Below are 20,837 nucleotides of genomic sequence, written 5' to 3' on the forward strand. Positions count from 1 at the left end.
TAAGCGCGGTCGCATATGTCGAATCAGGATGACGCGGTATCGCCCAGCGATTCGGCGAGCGTGCGTAGTAGGTCCGCCAGGTGGCCGCGGTCCCGCTTATCGAGTGCGGCGAGGAGGTGCTGCTCGTTCTCCATGTGCAAGGGCAGCAATTCGTCGATCAGGGCGCGGCCCGCATCGGTGAGTTGGACGCGGATTGCTCTGCGGTCTTCCGGGCACGGTGCGCGCTCGACGAGGCCCTTGGCTGTGAGGCGGTCGATGCGGTTGGTGATGGCGCCGGAGGTGAGCATGGCGACCTGGTTCAGGGCGCCTGCGGTGAGGCCGTTCGTGCCGCCGGAGCGGCGCAGGGTGGCGAGCATGTCGAATTCCCAGAACTCCAGGCCGTGTCCAGCGAAGAACTTCTTCAGATCCTGCTCCAGCACGCGGGACAGGCGCTGGATGCGTCCGATCACCGCCATCGGTGACACGTCGACGTCGGGTCGTTCCCGGTGCCAGTGCTCGGTGAACAGATCGATCGCATCGGCCACGGCCGTTCCTCTCGATAGTGATTATCTCAACATTCATCTACTTGACGGCGAAGTATGCCAGCGCGTAGATATTTCAACGTTGATATTATCAATGAGGAGCGACCAACATGACAACAATCACCGCCGCGCGTGACTCAGCCGCCGGCACCCTGGCGCTCGCCGCACTCGCCCCCATTGCTTGGGGCTCCACATACGCCGTGACCACCGAATTCCTCCCGCCGGACCGTCCGCTGTTCACCGCGCTGATGCGCGCACTGCCCGCCGGACTCGCGCTGCTCGCCATCACCCGCGTCCTGCCGCGCGGGTTCTGGGTCGGGCGCGCCGCCGCGCTCGGCGTCCTCAATATCGGCGCGTTCTTCCCGCTGTTGTTCCTGGCCGCCTACCGACTGCCCGGCGGCGTCGCCGGCGTGCTCGGTGCGGTTGCGCCGATGTTCGCATTGGTCTTCGCCACCGTCGTACTCGCCGAAAAGCCCAACGGGCGCAAAGTGATCGCGGGTCTGATCGGTGTCTTCGGGGTCGCGCTCGTTGTGCTCCGCGCCAATGCGCAACTCGATACGGTCGGTGTCATCGCCGGACTCGCCGGTGCGGCGTCCATGGCGATGGGCACGGTGCTCGCCCAGCGCTGGGGTCGACCCGATGGCGTCGGACCGCTCGCGATCACCGGCTGGCAGCTCACCGCGGGCGGCCTGTTCATCGCACCGCTCGCCTTCCTGATCGAGGGTGCGCCGCCCGCACTCGACGGCCGGGCCGTCGGTGGCTACCTGTATCTCGGCATCATCGGCACCGCGCTGGCGTACTTCCTCTGGTTCCGCGGCATCGCCAAGGTGCCCGCGACCTCGGTCGCCTTCCTCGGACTGCTCAGCCCGGTATCGGCGGCCGTGATCGGGTGGATCGCGCTTGGGCAGGCGCTGAGCGCGCTGCAGGTTCTCGGACTCGGTATCGCGCTCGGCGGCACGTTGCTGGGCCAGATGGTTGCCAAGCCGCGGACCGCCCCCGCCGTGGTCATGCCTCGCGTGCCGGTAGGAGCACGTTAATGGGTTGACATTGACGTTACGTCAACTTACAAGCTGGTTGTACCGACGAGAAAGAAGGGAGAACAGGTCATGCGAACGGGCACCGAATGGTCCATCCAGGATCTGGCCAAGGCGGCCGGTACCACCAGCCGAACGCTGCGCCACTACGGGCAGCTCGGGCTGCTGCCGCCGAGTCGGATCGGAGCCAACGGTTACCGCTACTACGACCAGGACTCCCTGGTGCGTCTGCAACGCATCCTGCTGCTGCGCGAACTCGGCCTCGGCCTTCCGGTCATCGCCGAAGTTCTCGCGGGCGAACAGGACACCGCAGCCGCCCTGCGCGCGCACCTGGAACTGCTTCGGCAGGAACAGGATCGGATCCGGCGCCGGATCGAGTCGGTGACCACCACGCTGCACAAGACGGAACGAGGTGAACAACTCATGGCAGCAGAGGTTTTCGACGGTTTCGACCACACTCGGTACAAGGATGAGGTGATCGAACGCTGGGGTAAGGACGCCTACGAAAGCGGCGACCGTTGGTGGCGCTCGCTCAGCGCGACGGATAAGCAGGCGTACTTGCAGACCCACCTGGATATCGCCGCCGACTACGGCCGAGCGCACGCCACCGGACTCGCACCCGACAGCGACGAGGTCCAGGCCATCGTCGCGCGGCACTACGACTGGATCGGGATCGGTTCCCAGCGCCGACCGTCCTACGAGTACTTCACCGGACTGGGCGAAATGTACGTCGCCGACCCGCGTTTCGCGGTCAACTACGACGTACACGGTGACGGCACAACCGAATTCGTGCGTGACGCGATGAAGGCGTACGCCGAGGCCAACCTGCGATAGTTCGACGGGATCTCGTAGCCCGCGCACCGGATAGCAGAGTGCCCGCACGCGATAGTTCGTGCGGGCACGCGGTGATCTTGTCCGCCTTCGCGCGGGCGCTTCCGGCGCGCACCTCGCCGCCGACCGATCGGCGGAATCGCGGCCGAATCGACAACACCGCGTCCGGCGCGACGGCCGTAGGATCGGATCGTCCACAAACTAGAGGAGCGTCGACGATGCTTTACCGGAGTGGGAATCGGCCGCCGAGCGGGGTGGTCGCACAGATCGGCGCGACGCTCGCGGTGCTGTATGGGTTGGGGACCCTGGTCGGGGGCATATCGCTCGTCGTCGACTTCATCCACGATCGAAGCCGGTTCGACAATTCGCTCGTCATCTTCACCTCGCTCGGGGCAGCGCTGATGGTCGCTGTCATGATCTTCGGCGGTGTCCAGCTCTGGCGTCAGGACGAGACCGGGCGCTACGCCCTGATCGTCGCATCGGGTGTGTCGCTCGCGATCGGCATTGTCGGACTTGCCGTTTCGCTCACCGATTACGAATTCGGCCTCGGCATCTTCTGGTGGTCCACCGCCGACCACCCGCTCTGGGTGGTGCCCTTCTTCGGCCTGGTCGGCCAGCTGACCGCCCTGATCCAGGAAAACCTGCTCCGCACCGCAATAGATCTCGCCCAACCCCTCCTGATCCTCCTTTTGGCAGCCAACCGGTCCACCGCCCGCTGGACCGCCGCCCGCTCGGTCCGCCGGGCCTCGACGTACTGACCGCCACGGCCTTCATAAGGACGTCCGCGGATACCGGTTGGCGACATCGCGCAGGGTGCTACATGCGCCGCACCGGAGCGGATTACGCGAATCAGCGCGCGGTCTGAGCAGGTGTCCAAGCGCCATGAGCGCCCTCGGATGCGCGCCGGTGCTAACCCTTCAGCGCCTGCATGAGTTGATCTTCGGTGATCGGGGGCACGGGGAGAGGGTGGGCGGCGGTGGCTCGGAGGCCGTCCAGGACCAAGGCGAGGTGACGGCGCCAGGCGTCGGGCGCGATTTTGGCGGTGGCCTCGATTATTCGGGTGTGGGACCAGGTGATGAAGGCGATGTCTTCCAGGACCCAGTCGGGGCGAAGGGCGCCGGATTCCTGTGCGCGGGTGATGATTTGACGCATCAGGCCGTGGCCGTATTCCTGGGCGCGCGCGATCGCGGGGCTGGGGGCGCCGCGTAGGGCGAGGTCGCTGAGCAGGCGGTCGGCGGCCTGGAGTTCGCACACCTTCTCGACCAGGTAGACGAAAGCGTCCCATGGGTCCTGGATTTCGATCGCCTCCCGGGCAATGCGCCCGCCCGCCTCGATGCGGTCCTCGACGGCGGCGGCGATGAGGTCGTCGCGGGTCGGGAAGCGGTTGTAGAGCGTGCCGATCGCCACGCCGGCGCGCGCGGCGATCTCCTTGAGCGGTGCGTCCAGGCCGCGTTCCTCGAAGACTTCGCGGGCGGCGTTGACGAGCGCGTCCCGATTGCGTTGGGCGTCGCTGCGTAACGGCTTGTCCACGGGCACTCCCCGATCCTACAAATCCGGTGCCGAATTTATCTTGAGCATAGGTTCAACTTAATGCTAGCGTCGACATTAACTTGAACCACTGCTCAACTTAGCGAGGAAGTATGACCAAGACGATCGCGATATTCGGCTTCGGACCAGGGCTCGGCATGGGGTAACAGCAAGGCCGAGCGCTTGGTCGATGAGCAGCCGGAACTGTTCCCGGCCGGACTCGAGATCGTCCGCATGACCAATGATGAACTGGGCGATCACTATTGGCGCATGTACACCGACCGCGACGCCGTCGAGTCGGATATCGGCTTTCCCGGGTAGCTCTACGGGGTGGCCGCCGGATCGCCCTGCGGTACGACTCGCTATTCGAGGCCGAAATATGGGCGCTGACCACGTGTAGGGATCACCCCGAACCTCATCATGTGAACTGGGCACCTGGGCCACAGCCGGGGGCATCCTTGCGTCGGGTGCCGGGCCGCAGCACCGAGTGCCCGGTATCCGTAGTGCATTGGGGGCGATGTCGGTGGAGGGTGTTGGACAACTGATCAGGTTGATGGCACGGTAGCTGAAGTGTTGCTGAGGCGGGTACGGTTCGGCGAACTCCAGGAGAAATTTCGATGGCATTCGATGCGGAGTGTGCGCAGGGCGCGACTCCACCCGGCTCGCGCGCGGACTTCCGATACGCTGGGCACCCGTGACCGTCGCATCGTCCCCGGGTAACTCCGCAAACTCCGCCTCACAGTTCGATTTGATCGTCGTCGGCTCCGGATTCTTCGGGCTGACCGTCGCCGAGCGCGCCGCCAATCTACTCGGCAAACGGGTGTTGGTGATCGATCGTCGCTACCACCTCGGCGGCAACGCCTATTCGGAGCCGGAGCCGCAGACCGGGATTGAGGTGCACAAGTACGGGGCGCACCTGTTCCACACCTCGAACAAGCGGGTGTGGGACTACGTGACCCAGTTCACCGAGTTCACCGGCTACCAGCACCGGGTCTTCGCGATGCACAAGGGCCAGGCCTATCAGTTCCCGATGGGCCTGGGTCTGATCTCCCAGTTCTTCGGCCGCTACTTCACCCCCGAAGAGGCGCGCAAGCTGATTGCCGAACAAGCCTCGGAGGTCGAGACCAAGGACGCGCAGAACCTCGAGGAGAAGGCGATCTCGCTGATCGGCCGTCCGCTCTACGAGGCGTTCGTCCGCGATTACACCGCCAAACAGTGGCAGACCGATCCGAAGGAACTGCCCGCGGGCAATATCACCCGTCTGCCGGTGCGCTACACCTTCGACAACCGCTACTTCAACGACACCTATGAGGGTCTGCCCAAAGAGGGCTACACGAAGTGGCTGGAGAATATGGCCGCCTCGGAGCTCATCGAGGTCCGGCTGAACACCGACTGGTTCGACGTGCGCGAGCAGATCCGCGCCGAGAACCCGGACGCCCCGGTCGTCTACACCGGGCCGGTGGACCGCTACTTCGACTACAGCGAGGGCGAACTCGGCTGGCGCACCATCGATTTCGAGACCGAAGTGCTCGAAACCGGTGACTTCCAGGGCACCTCGGTAATGAACTACAACGATTCGGATGTGCCCTACACCCGCATTATCGAACCGCGGCACTTCCACCCGGAGCGTGAGAGCTACCCGAACGACAAGACCGTGATCATGCGCGAATTCTCCCGTTTCGCGCAGACCGGTGACGAGCCGTACTACCCGATCAATACGCCGGAGGACCGCGCCAAGCTCACCGCGTACCGGGCGCTGGCGAAGAAGGAAACCGCAGCGGCCAAGGTGCTTTTCGGTGGTCGCCTCGGCACCTACCAGTACCTGGATATGCATATGGCGATCGGCAGCGCGCTCAGCATGTTCGACAATGTCCTGCGGCCGCACCTGGAGTCGGGCGAAACTCTTTCGGATGAAAGCGACGAATGACCTCCCAATCGATCCTGGAAGATATGACCACCGAAACCCGCGCGAAGTCGCTGCTGCAGCGCATCATCCTGCCCCGGCCGGGTGAACCGCTGGATGTGCGCACCCTCTACCTGGAGGAGTCGCCGACCAACGCCCGGCGTGCGCATGCCACCACCCGCACCTCGCTGTCGGTGGGCGCGGAGTCGGAGGTGTCGTTCTGCACCTACTTCAATGCGCTGCCCGCCAGCTACTGGCGTCGCTGGAGCATTCTGAAGTCGGTGGTGCTGCGGCTCGAGCTCGCCGGACACGGCCGGGTGGACGTCTACCGTTCGAAGGCGGACGGCTCGCGAATCCACGTCCAGGGCAGGGAATTCGCGGTCGCGCTCGCGGCGCGAGCTCAGGGCCCGGAGGAGGCAGCGGAGCGTGACCACGGAGGGACCAGGGAGCGCCGCAAATCCGACACAAGCGCGGAATCGGTGCACGTCGAATTCGAAACCGATCTCGGCCCGTTCGAGGACGGCGGCTGGATCTGGTTCGACATCACCACCGACACCGCCGTCACGCTGCTCGCGGGTGGTTGGTATGCACCGATCGAGGCGCCCGGCGATGGCACCATCGCGGTCGGCATGCCGACCTTCAACCGGCCGACCGATCTGGTGAAAACCCTTGGCTCGCTGGGTTCGGACCCGCTGGTGCTGGAGAAGATCGCCGCGGTCATCGTCGCCGATCAGGGCAACCGCAAGGTGGTCGACGAGCCCGGTTTCGCCGAGGCCGCCGCGGTGCTCGGCGATCGGCTCGCCATTCGCAATCAGCCCAATCTGGGCGGTTCGGGCGGCTACAGCCGGGTCATGTACGAGGCGCTGAAGACCACCGACGCCCAGTACATCGTCTACATGGACGACGATATCGAGATCGAACCCGATTCGATCCTGCGCGCGCTGGCCTTCGCCCGCTTCGCCGAATCGCCCATGCTCGTCGGCGGCCAGATGCTCAACCTGCAGGAGCGCTCACACCTGCACAGCATGGGTGAGATCGTCGACCGCGGCATCTTCATGTGGACTTCCGCGCCGAATGTCGAATACGACCACGACTTCTCGAAGTATCCGCTCAAGGACCGCGACAACTCCAAGCTGCTGCACCGGCGCATCGACGTCGACTTCAACGGCTGGTGGACCTGCGTGATTCCGCGTCAGGTCGCCGAGGAGATCGGTCAGCCGCTGCCGTTGTTCCTGAAGTGGGACGATGTCGAATACGGTCTGCGTGCCCGCGATCACGGCTACTCCACCGTTACCCTGCCCGGCGCCGCCGTCTGGCATATGGCCTGGAGCGATAAGGACGACGCGATCGACTGGCAGGCGTATTTCCACCTGCGCAACCGGCTTGTTGTCGCTTCGCTGCACATGCCGGGCAACGGTCGCGGCATGGTCGTCAACACGGTCAAGGCGACCCTCAAACACCTGCTCTGCCTGGAATATTCGACGGTCGCCATCCAGAACCTGGCGATCAAGGACTTCCTCGCCGGGCCGGAGCGCCTGTTCCAGTTGCTGCCGAGCGCGCTCGGCGCGGTGCACGAAATGCGCAAGCAGTACCCGGATGCGGTCATCCTGCCCTCGTCCACCGAACTGCCGCTGGCCAGTCACATCGGCGTCGGCGCGGTCGGTGAACCGGCGAATCCGATCGCCAAAGTGGTCCGCCTTGCCAAGGGGGTTGTGCACAACTTCCGCCCGGCACATGCCGAACACCATGAGCGTCCGCAGCTGAATGTGCCGACGCTGGATGCCCGTTGGTTCCTGCTCTCGCAGGTCGACGGCGTCACCGTGACCACTGCGGACGGCCGCGGCGTGGTCTACCGTAAGCGCGATCCGCGCCAGGCCCTCGGCCTGTTCAAGGAGGCCATGCGGCTGCGCAAGGAGTTGGCGGCCCGCTTCCCGGAGATGCAGCAGCGCTATCGCGCCGCCCACCCGACGCTGACCAGCACGGCGGCCTGGGAGAACGTCTTCGGCATCGATACGAAGGATGAGCAGTAGTGAGTCTGGAAGCCACCGCCGCGGATGACAACACCGCGGTACGCCCGAGTGCGAACGGCCACGGCGGCCCGGTGTCCGCGGTGCCGTCGGCGCCGCAGCCGCCCGAGGTCAAGATCATCAATGCGGTGCAGGCTGCCATCGGCACCAAGCCGGAAGTGATCAAGGCCGCGCGTGGCATGTCGCATTTCGGTGAGCACGCACTCGGCTGGATCGGCATCGCGGCGGCGGGCTGGCTCGTCGACAAACCACGGCGTCGGCAGTGGGCCGGGGTCGCGGTCGGCGCGGTCGGTGCGCACGCGGCGTCGATCGTGATCAAGCGCATCGTCCGGCGCCCGCGCCCGAATGATCCATCGGTGCAGGTCAACGTCTCGACGCCGAGCAAGCTGAGCTTCCCGTCCTCGCACGCGACCTCGACCACGGCGGCTGCGGTGTTGCTCGGCAGACTGACCGGGCTACCCTTGCCTGCGGTGCTCGTCCCACCGATGTTGCTCTCCCGGGTTGTGCTCGGGGTGCACTATCCCTCCGACGTGCTCGCCGGTTCCGCGCTCGGCGCCGCGTCCGCCGCTGTTGTGCTTGCCGCCGAAAAGAGACTCGATAGTGACCGCACAAGAAAAGACCTTGGTTGACATGAGTGAAGAGCCGACCAGCACGGACCTAGCCGAAGCAGTAGTCAAGGGCCCACCCAAGACACTGGCCGGCGGGCTGTTCAAGGCGGTCCGCCCGCGTCAGTGGGTCAAGAACGTGCTGGTGCTCGCCGCGCCGCTGGCCGCTGGTCCCGATACGGCCACCGACCTGACCGTGCTCGGACACGTTGGGCTCGCTTTCGTGGTCTTCTGCATGGCGGCCTCGGGCATCTACCTGGTCAACGACGCACTCGACGTCGAGGCCGACCGCGCGCACCCGACCAAGCGGTATCGCCCGATCGCCGCGGGCATCGTCCCGGTAAACCTGGCCTACCTGCTCTCGATGGTGCTGCTGCTCGGCTCGATCGCCGGATCGTTCCTGGCCTCCTGGCATCTGGCCGTGGTGATGACCGTCTACATCGGCATCCAGCTGGCCTACTGCTTCGGTCTCAAGCACCAGGCAGTGCTGGACATCTGCATCGTGTCCTCGGGCTTCCTGCTGCGCGCGGTCGCCGGCGGTGCGGCCGCGAATATCGAGCTGTCGCAATGGTTCCTGCTGATCATGGCGTTCGGCTCGCTGTTCATGGCCGCGGGTAAGCGTTACGCGGAACTGCAGATCGCGCTGAGTACCGGCGCCAAGATCCGCAAGTCGCTCGAGTACTACACACCGACATATCTGCGCTTCATCTGGACTCTCGCCGCGACCGCGGTGGTGGTGTTCTACGGCCTGTGGGCGTTCCAACAGGACAGCCTCAAGCACACCAACTGGTTCGCAATCTCGATGATTCCGTTTACCATCGCAATCCTGCGTTACGCGGTCGACGTCGATGGCGGCGAGGCCGGTGAACCCGAAGAGATCGCACTGGGGGATCGCATCCTCCAGTTCCTCGCAATCGCCTGGATCGGAGCGGTAGGTGTCGCTGTCTATCTCACCTGACGAACTGTTGGTAGAGGGAGTGGAGCGAACAGAACAAGTAACGAAGGAGCCGGCCGAAGGGCCGGCTCGTTCGGCCTTGCGGTTCGCCAGGCTATCCCGAGCCACCTTCGTCGGTGGGATCGCACTCACTGTCGTCCTATTCTCGGTCGGCGCCTGGCAGCGACGCTGGATCGCCGACGACGGCCTCATCGTGCTGCGCACGGTGCGGAATCTGTTGGCGGGCAACGGGCCGGTCTTCAACGAGGGCGAGCGCGTCGAGACCAATACCAGTACCGCATGGACCTATCTGGTGTGGTTCTTCAGCTGGCTCACCAAGGCCAGACTGGAGTACGTGGTCCTCGGCGTCGCGCTGACGGTGTCGATGTCGGCGATCGTGTTCGCCATGCTCGGCGCCGCGCGGCTGTGGGGCGGCACGAAAACGGCGCTGTTGCTGCCCGCGGGCGTATTCGTCTACATCGCCCTGCCGCCCGCCCGTGACTACGCCACCTCCGGTCTGGAGAGCGGTCTGGTCATCTGCTGGCTGGGCCTGCTGTGGTGGCAGCTGGTGCGCTGGAGCCAGACCGAGCGGGTGAAGCTGCCCGCACTGTTCGGGCTGGTATTCCTCGGCGGACTCGCACCGCTGATCCGTCCGGAGATGACGCTGGTCGGCGCGTTGTCGCTGCTGATGATCTTCCTGGCCCCGATGCCGCAGTCCCGGCTGCATCCGATCGTGTTGCGCGGCTTGATCGTTGCCGCCGCCGGACTGGTGCCGATGTGCTATCAGGTCTGGCGGATGGGCTACTACGGCCTGCCCTATCCGAATACCGCGGTCGCCAAGGACGCGGGCGGTGCCAAGTGGGGCCAGGGCTTCAAATACCTGTGGGATCTGGTCGGTCCGTACTACCTGTGGGTGCCGCTGCTGGTGCTGCTCGTCCTCGGCGTGGTCGCGGGCCGCTCGATGCGGGCCGTCGAGCAAACCGACGAGCGCGGTTGGACCGTGCGCCGGGTCCGCGAATGGCTGCATTCGCCGAGCGCGGTGGTTGCTCTCGTGCTCGGCAGCGGATTCGTCCTCACGATCTACGCCCTGCGCGTGGGCGGTGACTTCATGCACGGCCGGATGCTGCTACCGCAGCTGTTCTGCCTGCTGCTGCCGGTCGCCGTGGTTCCGATCCGATTGCCCGAGGGCGGCCTGCGTGCGGTGACGGGTAAGGATTGGTCCTTCGCGGTGATCGCGCTCGCGTTGCTCGGCACCGCGGGCTGGGCGCTGTTCGCGGCCAACACCACTGCCATCAAGTCCGGCACCAAGATCAGTTCCTCCGGCATCGTCGATGAGCGTGTCTACTACGTCCTCAATACCGGTCACGACCATCCGATCCTGGCCGAGGACTACCTGGACTACCCGCGCGTGCGGGCCATGGTGAACAACATCGCCGAAACCCCTAACGGCGGTCTGCTACTGAACTCGCCGTCGTTCATGTTCTGGTACGTCGCGCCACCGCCGCAGCCGATTCCCGACGGTGGCGCCGGCCATACGGTCTACTTCCTCAACCTCGGCATGACCAGCATGAACGTCCCGCTGGACGTGCGCGTCATCGATCAGATGGGTTTGGCCTATCCACTGGCGGCGCACACCGACCGGCTCACCGACGGCCGGATCGGCCACGACAAGAGCCTGTATCCGGACTGGGTCGTGGTGGATACCGGCATGGTGGACCGGCACCCATGGATGCCCTGGTACATGGACGAGAAGTGGGTCGCCCAGGCGCGTACCGCCATGAGCTGCCCGGACACCGTTGCGCTGAATATCTCCTACCGTGATCCGCTCACCTGGGGTCGCTTCAAGCACAACCTGATCCACGCGCTGCATTTCGCGAAATACCGAATCGATCGCGTGCCGAAGTATGAGATCGAGCGGTGCGGACTGGTGGATCCGTACCCGCAACCGCAAAGATAAGGAACTTCTGTCACACTCGGCCCATGGATCTCCCTAGGCCTCAGTTTTTTCGCTGAGCAGTGTCGCTAGCGATTGCTTGCAGGTCGCCCGAAAGGGTCGGCTAAACGTGGCGCATATCGCTTTATCTCTTTTTGATAACGTCACCGTATCGATGAAGCGATATGGTACGTGGGAACGCCCGTTGGGGCGTCCGATTCGACATGGCCCATCCAGTGGTCAACGTAGAGACGCGGTCGAAGTACGACCGCATAACGAAAGGCCGAAAAACAGATGCGAGGCGTGATCGGGCGAAGGACGCAGAATGGACGTCTGAAAACCCGTAGAGCCAGTTCGTGGCTCAAGCGGTCGGTGCTGATGTCGCTGGCTATCTTGCTGCCGCTCGGGGTGTCAGTAGCAGGTCCGGCGGGTTCCGCGTCGGCTGCGTTCAACCCGGACGGCTTCGATTTCTGGGTCGATTCCAGCATGGGCCCGATCAAGTCGCGGATCTTCCGCGCCGCGGACGGCAATACCGGCCGCGTGGTCTACGCGCTCGACGGTATGCGGGCCCGCGGTGACCTGAGCGGCTGGGAGAACGATACCGAGGTCGCCCGTGAGCTGACCAAGTGGAATATCAACGTGGTCATGCCGGTCGGCGGCCCGTCCAGCTTCTACGCGGACTGGAACGCGCCGGGTAACTTCCTCGGCCTGAGCACCGGGTCGTCGGGTTCGGCCAACGGTTCGTCCTCCGGGTCCGCGATGACCGGCTCCTCGGGTTGGAACGAGACCCTCGGCAAGTCGAACACCTACAAGTGGGAGACCTTCCTGACCACCGATCTGCGCAATGCCCTGCGTGATCGTCTCGGCTTCAGCCCGACCCGCAACGGCGTCTTCGGCCTGTCTATGGGCGGCAGCGCCGCGCTGACCCTCTCGGCCTACCACCCGGACCAGTTCGTCTATGCCGGTTCGTACTCCGGTTACCTGAACATCTCGGCGCCGGGTATGCGCGAGGCGCTGCGCGTCGCGATGATCAGCGCTGGCGGCTACAACATCGACGCGATGGCGCCGCCGTGGGGCCCGCAGTGGCTGCGGATGGACCCGTTCGTCTTTGCGCCGCGACTGATCCAGAACGGCACCAGGCTCTGGGTGGCCGCCGGTAGCGCACTGCCCGGTCCGGCCGACGCGAGCTCGCCGCTCGACGTCATCCAGGGCACGCCGCTGGAGGCGCTCGCACTGGTCAATACCCGGGCCTTCCAGGTTCGGATGGCGACACTGGGCGCGCAGAATGTCACCTATAGCTTCCCGTCTGTCGGCATCCACAACTGGCACAACTGGGAGTCCGAGGTCTACCGCATGATCCCGGACCTCTCCGCCAACATCGGGTAGTAGCTCTGTTTAATTTGCCGCGCCTGCGGCGCGGCGTGTTCGCGGCCCCCTGTGTCTCGCGTCCGAGCCGTCGAGACTCGCGACTTCATCGCATGCGCTTCGACGGCTCGGACGCGAGACGGGCCGCGAACGGTCGCTCGTAAGACTCGCTCCGTGGTGGTTGGTCGTGGCGGGGGCGTTCGGCACCTGGTGCACGCATGCCGGAAGGTCGAGTCCCGCGCCTGCGGCGCATGCGCTTCGACGGTTCGGACGCGAGACGGGCCGCGAACGGTCGCTCGTAAGCATCTCGCTCCGTGGTGGTTGGTGGTGGCGGGGGCGTTCGGCACCTGGTGCACGCATGCCGGAAGGTCGAGTCCCGCGCCTGCGGCGCATGCGCTTCGACGGTTCGGACGCGAGACGGGCCGCGAACGGTCGCTCGTAAGCATCTCGCTCCGTGGTGGTTGGTGGTGGCGGGGGCGTTCGGCACCTGGTGCACGCATGCCGGGAGGTCGAGTCCCGCGCTTGGGCGCATGCGCTTCGACGGCTCGGACGCGAGACGGGCCGCGAACGGTCGCTCGTAAGACTCGCTCCGAGTGGGGCTGGTAATGCGGTGAGTTGACCGCCTGGCGTGTTCGCACGCCAGGCGGTTTTTTGTTTGCTCGTCTCCGTCCGAAACCCCCGTTGACAACGAATCAGCTGCTGGACGCCTCCGGTAGTTGTGGGGTGAATCACTTTCCAGCAACATGTAACCATTCGCCGGCGATTGATGTACGTGCTGCATGTATGCAGGTGAAATGTCTGTTTCGGACAGGATGAACCATCTTTGCACCCGATGAGGGGCCGGTTGAGATTGCGTGAAATTAGCTGACTGGCTGCCTGGATGAAAGGTCGAGTCGAATGCGATGTGTGCGCTGGGAAGGTAGACCCGAAAGCTCGGCCAGTTCCTCGGCCGGGGTGGGCAGTGGTTCCTGGGCGAAGAAATGGGTGCTCGGTGTGGCGACTGCAATGCTGCTGCCACTCGGGATCGCCATCGCGGGCAGCGGGGCCACCGCATCGGCGGGCTTAAACCCCGCGGCCTTCGACTTCTGGGTCGATTCCCCGGTAATGGGCCCGATCAAGAGTCGGGTGCTGCGCGCGGCGGACGGCAATACCAACCGCGTCGTCTACGTGCTCGACGGCCAGCGGGCGCCGGAAACGCTCAATGGCTGGGAGATCGAGACCAACGTCCCCGAGGTGCTCGCGAGCTGGAATATCAATGTGGTCATGCCGGTCGGTGGCATGTCGAGCTTCTACGCGGACTGGAACGCGCCGAGCAACTTTCTCGGCGTCACGCCGGGCTCGGCGGGTTCGTCCACCGGATCCGGTGCGACAGAAGCCTTTATGGCAGGGCCTGGCAAGAGCTATCGATACGACTGGGAAACCTTCCTGACCCAGCAATTGCGACCGGCACTGCGAGATCGCTTGGGCTTCAACCCGAATCGCAATGGCGTGTTCGGGCTCTCGATGGGTGGCAGTGCCGCGCTGACGCTGGCGGCCTATCACCCGGACCAATTCAGCTTCGCCGGTTCGTTCTCGGGCTACCTCAATATTTCGGCGCCGGGAATGCGGGAGGCGATTCGGACGGCGATGATCGACGCTGGTGGCTACAACGTGGACGCGATGGCGCCGCCGTGGGGCCCGCAGTGGCTGCGGATGGATCCGTTCGTCTTCGCGCCCCGCTTGATCGGGAACGGCACCCGGGTGTGGGTCGCCGCCGGTAGTGGGCTGCCGATGTCCGACGATGTCAACATCCCGTTTCCGGTTGCCGCGGACCGCATTATGAGAGGCGCACCGCTCGAAGCGATCGCCTTGGCGAATACCAGGGCATTTCAGGTCCGCATGATGTCGTTGGGGGCGCGGAACGTGGTGTATTCGTTCCCGTCCGCCGGTCTGCATGCGTGGACCAACTGGCAGGACGAGGCCTATCGGATGATTCCGGACATGTCCGCCAATATCGGCTGAGTTATTCGATCACCGCGAACGGTCGCGCGCTCCGCGCGAGCCGGTGTTGCAGAGCGCAAGCCGCATGGTGCACGGACCAGGCGGCTTTGTTCTGGTCTGTACCGACGCATTTGCCGGACTATTAACTGGATGATCGCTAGATCGGAAGTTTCGGTACCGCATGCCCGGCGAAGGTCCGGGGTGTGAGTTCGCGCGGTAATTCCCGGACTTCATCACGATCCGGCACAGCGGAGGTTTTTTCGCTCGGGTGCGTTTGAAGGTTTGCCCAATGAGAGGGGATAACGCCGACAACCACAGTGGGTGGGAAAGCGTTGGCGCCGAGTGCTGATCCTCGTGCACGCAAGCGACCAACAATGCTCGTGCGGGTGAGACGTCGACGTTGCGGCCTTGCGGAATAGTTGCCAATGGATTGCTGCCGCGACCCGTGGTCGGGTGTCGCTCGCACTGGCATTGCAGTTCGGGATTGCCGTCGCCGGTCTTGGCGCACTCGTGGCGTCGGCGAATATCAACATTGTCACGTCGCGCGCAATCCAGCTTCTATTCGGCCCTGGCTCGCACCGGCCGATACCAGGGCAGCTGGGCGCCCGCGTCTGGGAAACCTTTCTGATCCAGAATCTGTCCTTTGGGCCTGCGCCACCGTCTCGGCTTCAATCCCCGTGGGCGGCAGCGCGGCACTGACGCTCGCGGCAAATCACCCGACCAATTCCGCTATGCCGGTTCGCATTCGGGCTGAGTATTTCGGGCCCGGTATGGTGCGCTCGATGTGATCAACGTGTCGAGTCGACTCGATCCCGGCACATGACGTTGGGGAAGACGCGCTGGCTGAAACTCGCGTCTTTCGGCCCGGCTGGATCCGGCGCCATCTCGACGACCGCGGTCTTCGACGGTCGGTCTGCACACCGACGCTACTGGGCCGACCGAGGGCTCGAGATGGCGCCGGATCCGAGTGGGCGCCTCGGGTCAGGATTGAGACTCCCTACTGACCCCCTAATCTTTGTCCGAAATTCCCGTTCCGACACGACATCTCCGGTCGAACGCGATAAGGTCTCCGCACGATCACAGCTTGTGAACGGGCGGAATTCGGTCACTCGAATACCCCGGTCTTGCTAAGGCTTCGCACGTCGAATAACCTCCAGCGAGCGCAAGTGTGACCAGATCGTTGTAGCGCCGTCGCTTGTGCCGGAATGTCGGGTACCGGCTTGCATGTGACGCGCGTCTCGTTGGCAGCACGGGTGTTGCCCGGCCCGCAGGGGCTACGGGTGACACCACAACAGCAGAAAGAGAGCAGGATTCATGGGTTTCGGCAGGGCGGCCGCGCCGAAGAGAACCAAGTCGGGACGGCGAGGCACGCCTCGTGGTTGGCGGAATCGAATTCTGGCTGTCGGTGCCGCGGCGTTGGCGCTACCGATCGCCGCAGGCGTGACGGGCCCGACCGTTGCCTTGGCCGCGCCGGTGCACGGCCCCGCGCTGCGGACGCCGTCGGGCGGCCTCGAGGATCTGATGGTCCCGTCCCAGATGGGTCCGATCAAGGTCCAGGTGCAGTGGGCGGCGCGCGGCGGTAACGCGGCGCTGTATCTGCTCGACGGCTTGCGGGCACGTGACGACCGCAATGCGTGGTCGTTCGAGACGAATGCCCTCCAGCAGTTCGGCAACGACAACATCTCGCTGATCATGCCGGTCGGCGGCCAGTCGAGCTTCTATGCCGACTGGTACAGCCCGAGCAACACCAACGGCCAGAAGACCACCTACAAGTGGGAGACCTTCCTGACCAAGGAACTCCCCGCCTTCCTCGAGGGCTACGGTGTGTCGCGCACGAACAACGCGGTTGTCGGTCTCTCGATGGGTGGTTCGGCCGCGCTGGCACTGGCCGCCTATCACCGCGACCAGTTCAAGTACGCCGCGTCCTACTCCGGCTACCTGAACATCTCCGCGCCGGGTATGCGCGAGGCGATCCGCATCGCGATGCTGGACGCGGGCCGCTACAACGTCGACTCGATGGCCGCGCCGTGGAGCTCGCAGTGGCTGCGGATGGACCCGTTCGTCTTCGCGCCGCAGCTGCGTGGTCTGCCGATGTACATCTCGGCGGCCAGCGGTCTGCCGGGTCAGTACGACAACCCGAACTCGGCCGTCGGCTACTTCAACACCGCCAACGGTATGGCGCTGGAGGCGCTCTCGTTGGTGAACACCCGCGCGTTCCAGTCTCGCCTGGCCTCGCTCGGCATTCCGGCCCAGTTCGACTTCCCGGCCGCGGGTACCCACTCGTGGAAGTACTGGGAGGGTGAGCTGTGGAATTCCCATAACGGCATCCTCGACGCCACCGGCGGTTGGTGAGCTGAGGGTCTAGACGCCTAACGGCGCCGTCTGCTTCCGAATGGAAGCGGCGGCGCCGTTTCGTATTTTCAGGCGGAAAGACTGTCCGCGTGTCTTACCGGCAACCACGTCGCAACCGGGGTAGGAAACACGTGTGGCAGGACTCGGATTCGGCAAATGGGCGCGGCGTGACGGACGTGTGACCCGCGGCCGGGTCGCGATGCTTGCGATCGCCACCGTGCTCCCACTCGTATCCAGCATTTCCCCAGCGACCGCGCCGGCAAACGCCCAGCCCGCCGCCGCCTCGGCCGTCGGTACGGCGGTGCAGCGGGTGGTATGGCTGACCGATCGGCGGGTCGCGCTGTGGATCAATTCGCCATCGATGGCCACCCCGATCCAGGTGCAGTTGCTGCTGGCCCGGGATTGGAACGCCCGCCCGGAGGCCAGGTTCCCAGCTCTGCTCATGCTCGACGGTCTGCGGGCCACCGATGAGGAGAGCGGCTGGTCCCACGACGCCGGTGCGGTGGATTTCTATGCCGATAAGAACGTCACGGTGGTGCTGCCGGTCGGCGGTCAGTCCAGCTTCTACTCCGACTGGCTGCAGCCGGACAACGGTCACAACTACAAATGGGAGACCTTCCTGACCAAGGAACTTCCGCCGCTGCTGGAGAGTCAGTGGCGGACCACGGATGTGCGTGGCATGGAAGGCATTTCGATGGGCGGTACGGCCGCGATGTTCCTGGCCGCACGCAACCCGAACTTCGCGAAATACGCGGCGTCGTACTCCGGCGTGCTGACTACGACCACCCTCGGTATGCCGCAGGCGATCCAGTTCGCCATGCATGATGCCGGCGGATTCGATTCGGCGGCCATGTGGGGTCCGCCGGGCGGTCCGGAATGGGACAGCCATGACCCATATGCATTGGCGGACAAGCTCGAGGGCGTCAGTCTGTACATCTCCAGCGGTAACGGCTCGACCGGACCGTTCGACCAGGCAAGCGGCATTCCTGGGATCAGCACCAATTACGCGGGCATGGGCTTGGAGATCCTGTCTCGGCTGACCTCGCAGAACTTCGTGACCAAACTCGCCAAGCTATCCATCCCCGCCCAGGTGAATTACCGTCCCTCCGGCACACATTCGTGGCCGTACTGGGATTTCGAAATGCGCCAGTCCTGGCCGCAGGCCGCCGCCGCGCTCGGGGTCGATCCGAACAAACCGGCGTGTCATACCGGTGGCGCGATCGCCGCCCTGGTCGGTGGAAACGGCTGGCTCGGCGAATGCCTTACCGCTGAGTACTCGGTGGCGGGCGGTATCGCACAGGACTTCAAGGGCGGTCGGGTCTTCTATTCGCAGGCCGACGGTGCGCACGCGGTAGGCGGCATGATCGGTGGCGGCTACCAGGCCGCGCTCGGCCCGAGCGGTTCGCTCGGTCTGCCCACCGAAGACGAGCGCGGGCTGCCGGATGGCCGCGGACGAATGCAGGCCTTCCAGAACGGCCTGCTCTACTGGACCCCGCGCACCGGCGCCCAGGTGGTGCGCGGCGCGATTCTGGAGGAATGGGGCCGGCAGGGCTTCGAGCACGGCCCGGCCGGATATCCCACCGGACCGGAGACCAAGACCCCTGGTAAGGACGGTGTGGTTCAGTCCTTCGAAAACGGCCCGTTCTACTACAGCGCGAAGACCGGCGTACATCATGTGCAGGGGATGATCCTCGGCAAGTACGCCGAATTCGGTTATGAGAACAGCCAACTCGGATTTCCCACCGCCGACGAGGCGCCGAGCAAGGATTTCGGCCGCTACAGCAGGTTCGAGGGCGGAAATATCTACTGGAGCCCGCTCTCGGGTGCGTGGCTGGTGCGTTCGGGTCCGATCATGGATATGTGGTCGGTGGTCGGCTATGAGACTGGGAGGCTCGGGTATCCGATCAGTGACGAGTTCGCCATTCCGGGCGGCACTCAGCAGAATTTCCAGACCGGATTCATAACCGTGCGCGACGGCAAACCGGAGGTCCACGGAATTTGATTCCAACCGGTCTGTTTGCTGACCCGCTGCACCTATGGTTGGCTTTCCTCTAGCCTGGGTGGCGACCCGACCCCTTAGCGAACAGATCGAGGACACGAATTCATGCATCGGACCCGCGGAAAGGTTATCGGCGTAGTCGTGGGGATCGCCGCTACCGGCTTGCTTGCCGCCTGTGGCAATAACGATTCGACGGCGACGAGTACGCCGACGCTGTCCCACACCACTACGGCGGCGGCGACCTCCGCCTCGACAAGCGCCGCTGCGACCGGTCAGCCGTCGCAGGCCCCCGAGACGCCCACCGATACGGCGACGCCGGAGCGTCCGCAGCCCGTCCCGACCAACGCCGTCCCCGAGGACACCTCGAAGCTCACCGATAAGGACAAGAAGTTCCTCGACGCGCTCAAGGCAGCGGGCATCACCCCGTCCACCCCGGATATCGCACTGAGCATCGGCTCCTACGTCTGCCAGGGCGCCGCGGCGAATGCCTCCGACCAGGATCTGATGACCTTCGTCTCGGCGATGGCCGGATCGGATCCGTCCTTCGATCCGGCGAAGATGCCGGTGGAAAAGGCCGGCAGGATCTACATCGATACGGCTAAGTCGACGTACTGCCAGTGAGTGCGCGTCCCGGTTCGGCCTCCCGCCGGTCCCGGAAACCGGCGGGATGTCTGCTCTTCATCGGTCTGGTAGTCCTCGTCCTCGTCATCGCGCTGCTGCTGTGGTTCGTGCTCGCGGGTCCGCTGCGCAAGCCGAAGCCCGGTCCGAAGCCGCCACCGACACCGCCGACCTCTCAGCCGGCCTGGTGTCCCGATGTGCAGATGATTTCGATACCCGGTACCTGGGAATCGAATAGCAACGACGATCCGCACAATCCGACGGCCAATCCGATCTCGTTGATGCTCAACGTCTCCGGGCCGGTATCCCAGCAGTTCCCGGAGGGACGGCTGGATATCTACACCGTTCCCTACGTCGCGCAATTCTCCAATCCGATCGCGATTCCGCCGGACGGTCAGCAGTCCTATAACAACAGCCGCTCCGAGGGCTGGCAGCGTGCGCTCGATGCGATGTCGAATCGGTACCGTGACTGCCCGCTGACCACCTATGTGCTCGCGGGATTCTCCCAGGGCGCGGTGATCGCGGGCGATATCGCCAGTCAAATCGGAGCGGGCAAAGGGCCGGTACCCGCGGACAAGGTACTTGGCGTCATGCTGATCGCCGACGGTCGCCGCACCGGTGACAACGGACCGGGCCAGCCCATCCAGATCGGCACCCCGCCCGCCGGAGTGGGCGCCGAGGTCTCGCTCAACGGGTTGAAGGTGCCCGGGATCACGATGACCGGAGCCAGGGAGGGTGGTTTCGGCGCGCTCGCCGATCGCACCTACACCATCTGCGCGCCGGGTGACATGATCTGCGATTCGCCGCGCGATGCGTTGAGTCCCCTGAACATCGTCGGCAGCGTGCTCACCCTGGTCCGAGCGGTCGGTAACCCGGTGCACAGCCTCTACAACAGTTATGTGGTGGACGGCGATGGCACCACCGCGACGCAGTGGACAGTGAACTGGGCCACCGGTTTGATCGAGGCAGCGCCTCATCCCGCCCATGCTTGACCGCCTCCCCGGACCTTTGCCGGTCGTGGGAGCCTCGACAGTGTCGTCGCGGGCCGATGGTCGAGTGCGGGTGAGCCTGTGGGCGTACCCGGCGAGTTACCCATGTGTGCACGAAACCAGTTGTTTCCTTGGTGACTGATCACATGAAACAAGCCTGATCACGGTGCTAGTGACGCAAGCCTGGGCGACTACACACCACAACGCTGTAAAGTGCGC

At 64.8% G+C, this 20,837-nt stretch carries 17 protein-coding genes; 15 read left to right on the plus strand and 2 right to left on the minus strand.

Annotation, left to right across the window (positions count from 1 at the left end; all coding sequences use genetic code 11):
- Nucleotides 1-23: 23 nt before the first annotated feature.
- Entirely contained in the window at nucleotides 24-524 is a 501-nt protein-coding gene (locus ACQP2U_RS01135) for a MarR family winged helix-turn-helix transcriptional regulator (protein WP_433712961.1), read from the minus strand.
- A gap of 107 nt (nucleotides 525-631) precedes the next feature.
- On the opposite strand from ACQP2U_RS01135, the gene ACQP2U_RS01140 reads away from it, so the two are divergent.
- The 3 genes from ACQP2U_RS01140 (at nucleotide 632) to ACQP2U_RS01150 (ending at nucleotide 3,144) form a co-directional block, all read left to right on the plus strand.
- Nucleotides 632-1,558, plus strand: coding sequence for an EamA family transporter (locus ACQP2U_RS01140; RefSeq protein WP_433712963.1), 927 nt, complete (start codon nucleotides 632-634; stop codon nucleotides 1,556-1,558).
- A gap of 69 nt (nucleotides 1,559-1,627) precedes the next feature.
- Nucleotides 1,628-2,389 carry a MerR family transcriptional regulator gene (locus ACQP2U_RS01145; protein ID WP_433712964.1) on the plus strand — a complete coding sequence of 254 codons (762 nt, stop codon included), beginning with the start codon at nucleotides 1,628-1,630 and terminating at the stop codon, nucleotides 2,387-2,389.
- 215 nt (nucleotides 2,390-2,604) lie between these two features.
- Nucleotides 2,605-3,144 carry a hypothetical protein gene (locus ACQP2U_RS01150; protein WP_433712966.1) on the plus strand — a complete coding sequence of 180 codons (540 nt, stop codon included), beginning with the start codon at nucleotides 2,605-2,607 and terminating at the stop codon, nucleotides 3,142-3,144.
- Between the two features lie 151 nt (nucleotides 3,145-3,295).
- On the opposite strand, the gene ACQP2U_RS01155 is transcribed toward ACQP2U_RS01150, so the two are convergent.
- Nucleotides 3,296-3,922: a TetR/AcrR family transcriptional regulator gene (locus tag ACQP2U_RS01155; RefSeq protein WP_397036432.1), complete on the minus strand. Its 627-nt coding sequence runs from the start codon at nucleotides 3,920-3,922 to the stop codon at nucleotides 3,296-3,298.
- 174 nt (nucleotides 3,923-4,096) lie between these two features.
- On the opposite strand from ACQP2U_RS01155, the gene ACQP2U_RS01160 reads away from it, so the two are divergent.
- The 12 genes from ACQP2U_RS01160 (at nucleotide 4,097) to ACQP2U_RS01215 (ending at nucleotide 20,621) form a co-directional block, all read left to right on the plus strand.
- Nucleotides 4,097-4,234: a hypothetical protein gene (locus ACQP2U_RS01160; protein WP_433712967.1), complete on the plus strand. Its 138-nt coding sequence runs from the start codon at nucleotides 4,097-4,099 to the stop codon at nucleotides 4,232-4,234.
- A gap of 373 nt (nucleotides 4,235-4,607) precedes the next feature.
- Nucleotides 4,608-5,840 (plus strand): UDP-galactopyranose mutase, encoded by a 1,233-nt coding sequence (glf, locus tag ACQP2U_RS01165; RefSeq protein ID WP_433712968.1) that lies wholly within the window; start codon nucleotides 4,608-4,610, stop codon nucleotides 5,838-5,840.
- Nucleotides 5,837-7,846: a glycosyltransferase gene (locus tag ACQP2U_RS01170; protein WP_433712969.1), complete on the plus strand. Its 2,010-nt coding sequence runs from the start codon at nucleotides 5,837-5,839 to the stop codon at nucleotides 7,844-7,846. The genes glf and ACQP2U_RS01170 overlap by 4 nt, the downstream gene beginning before the upstream one ends.
- Nucleotides 7,847-7,926: 80 nt before the next feature.
- Nucleotides 7,927-8,472, plus strand: coding sequence for a phosphatase PAP2 family protein (locus ACQP2U_RS01175; RefSeq protein WP_433716797.1), 546 nt, complete (start codon nucleotides 7,927-7,929; stop codon nucleotides 8,470-8,472).
- 1 nt (nucleotide 8,473) lies between these two features.
- Nucleotides 8,474-9,406: a decaprenyl-phosphate phosphoribosyltransferase gene (locus tag ACQP2U_RS01180; RefSeq protein WP_433712970.1), complete on the plus strand. Its 933-nt coding sequence runs from the start codon at nucleotides 8,474-8,476 to the stop codon at nucleotides 9,404-9,406.
- Between the two features lie 7 nt (nucleotides 9,407-9,413).
- Nucleotides 9,414-11,339 carry a flagellar motor control protein ZomB gene (gene zomB, locus ACQP2U_RS01185; RefSeq protein ID WP_433716798.1) on the plus strand — a complete coding sequence of 642 codons (1,926 nt, stop codon included), beginning with the start codon at nucleotides 9,414-9,416 and terminating at the stop codon, nucleotides 11,337-11,339.
- A 270-nt stretch (nucleotides 11,340-11,609) separates the two neighbouring features.
- Nucleotides 11,610-12,701, plus strand: a complete 1,092-nt coding sequence (locus tag ACQP2U_RS01190; RefSeq protein ID WP_433712971.1) for an alpha/beta hydrolase — start codon at nucleotides 11,610-11,612, stop codon at nucleotides 12,699-12,701.
- Nucleotides 12,702-13,577: 876 nt separating this feature from the next.
- The gene (locus tag ACQP2U_RS01195; protein ID WP_433712972.1) at nucleotides 13,578-14,681 is read left to right on the plus strand and encodes an alpha/beta hydrolase; all 1,104 of its coding nucleotides are present in this window, start codon (nucleotides 13,578-13,580) and stop codon (nucleotides 14,679-14,681) included.
- Nucleotides 14,682-15,974: 1,293 nt separating this feature from the next.
- Nucleotides 15,975-17,012 carry an alpha/beta hydrolase gene (locus ACQP2U_RS01200; protein WP_397036418.1) on the plus strand — a complete coding sequence of 346 codons (1,038 nt, stop codon included), beginning with the start codon at nucleotides 15,975-15,977 and terminating at the stop codon, nucleotides 17,010-17,012.
- A 199-nt stretch (nucleotides 17,013-17,211) separates the two neighbouring features.
- Nucleotides 17,212-19,014 (plus strand): alpha/beta hydrolase-fold protein, encoded by a 1,803-nt coding sequence (locus ACQP2U_RS01205; protein ID WP_433716799.1) that lies wholly within the window; start codon nucleotides 17,212-17,214, stop codon nucleotides 19,012-19,014.
- Nucleotides 19,015-19,116: 102 nt separating this feature from the next.
- Nucleotides 19,117-19,632 (plus strand): DUF732 domain-containing protein, encoded by a 516-nt coding sequence (locus ACQP2U_RS01210; protein ID WP_433712973.1) that lies wholly within the window; start codon nucleotides 19,117-19,119, stop codon nucleotides 19,630-19,632.
- Nucleotides 19,629-20,621 carry a cutinase family protein gene (locus ACQP2U_RS01215; protein ID WP_433712974.1) on the plus strand — a complete coding sequence of 331 codons (993 nt, stop codon included), beginning with the start codon at nucleotides 19,629-19,631 and terminating at the stop codon, nucleotides 20,619-20,621. Before ACQP2U_RS01210 ends, ACQP2U_RS01215 begins: the two co-directional genes overlap by 4 nt.
- Nucleotides 20,622-20,837: the final 216 nt, after the last annotated feature.

The organism is Nocardia sp. CA-084685 (genome assembly GCF_050955785.1).
In the GTDB taxonomy this organism is placed as follows: domain Bacteria; phylum Actinomycetota; class Actinomycetes; order Mycobacteriales; family Mycobacteriaceae; genus Nocardia.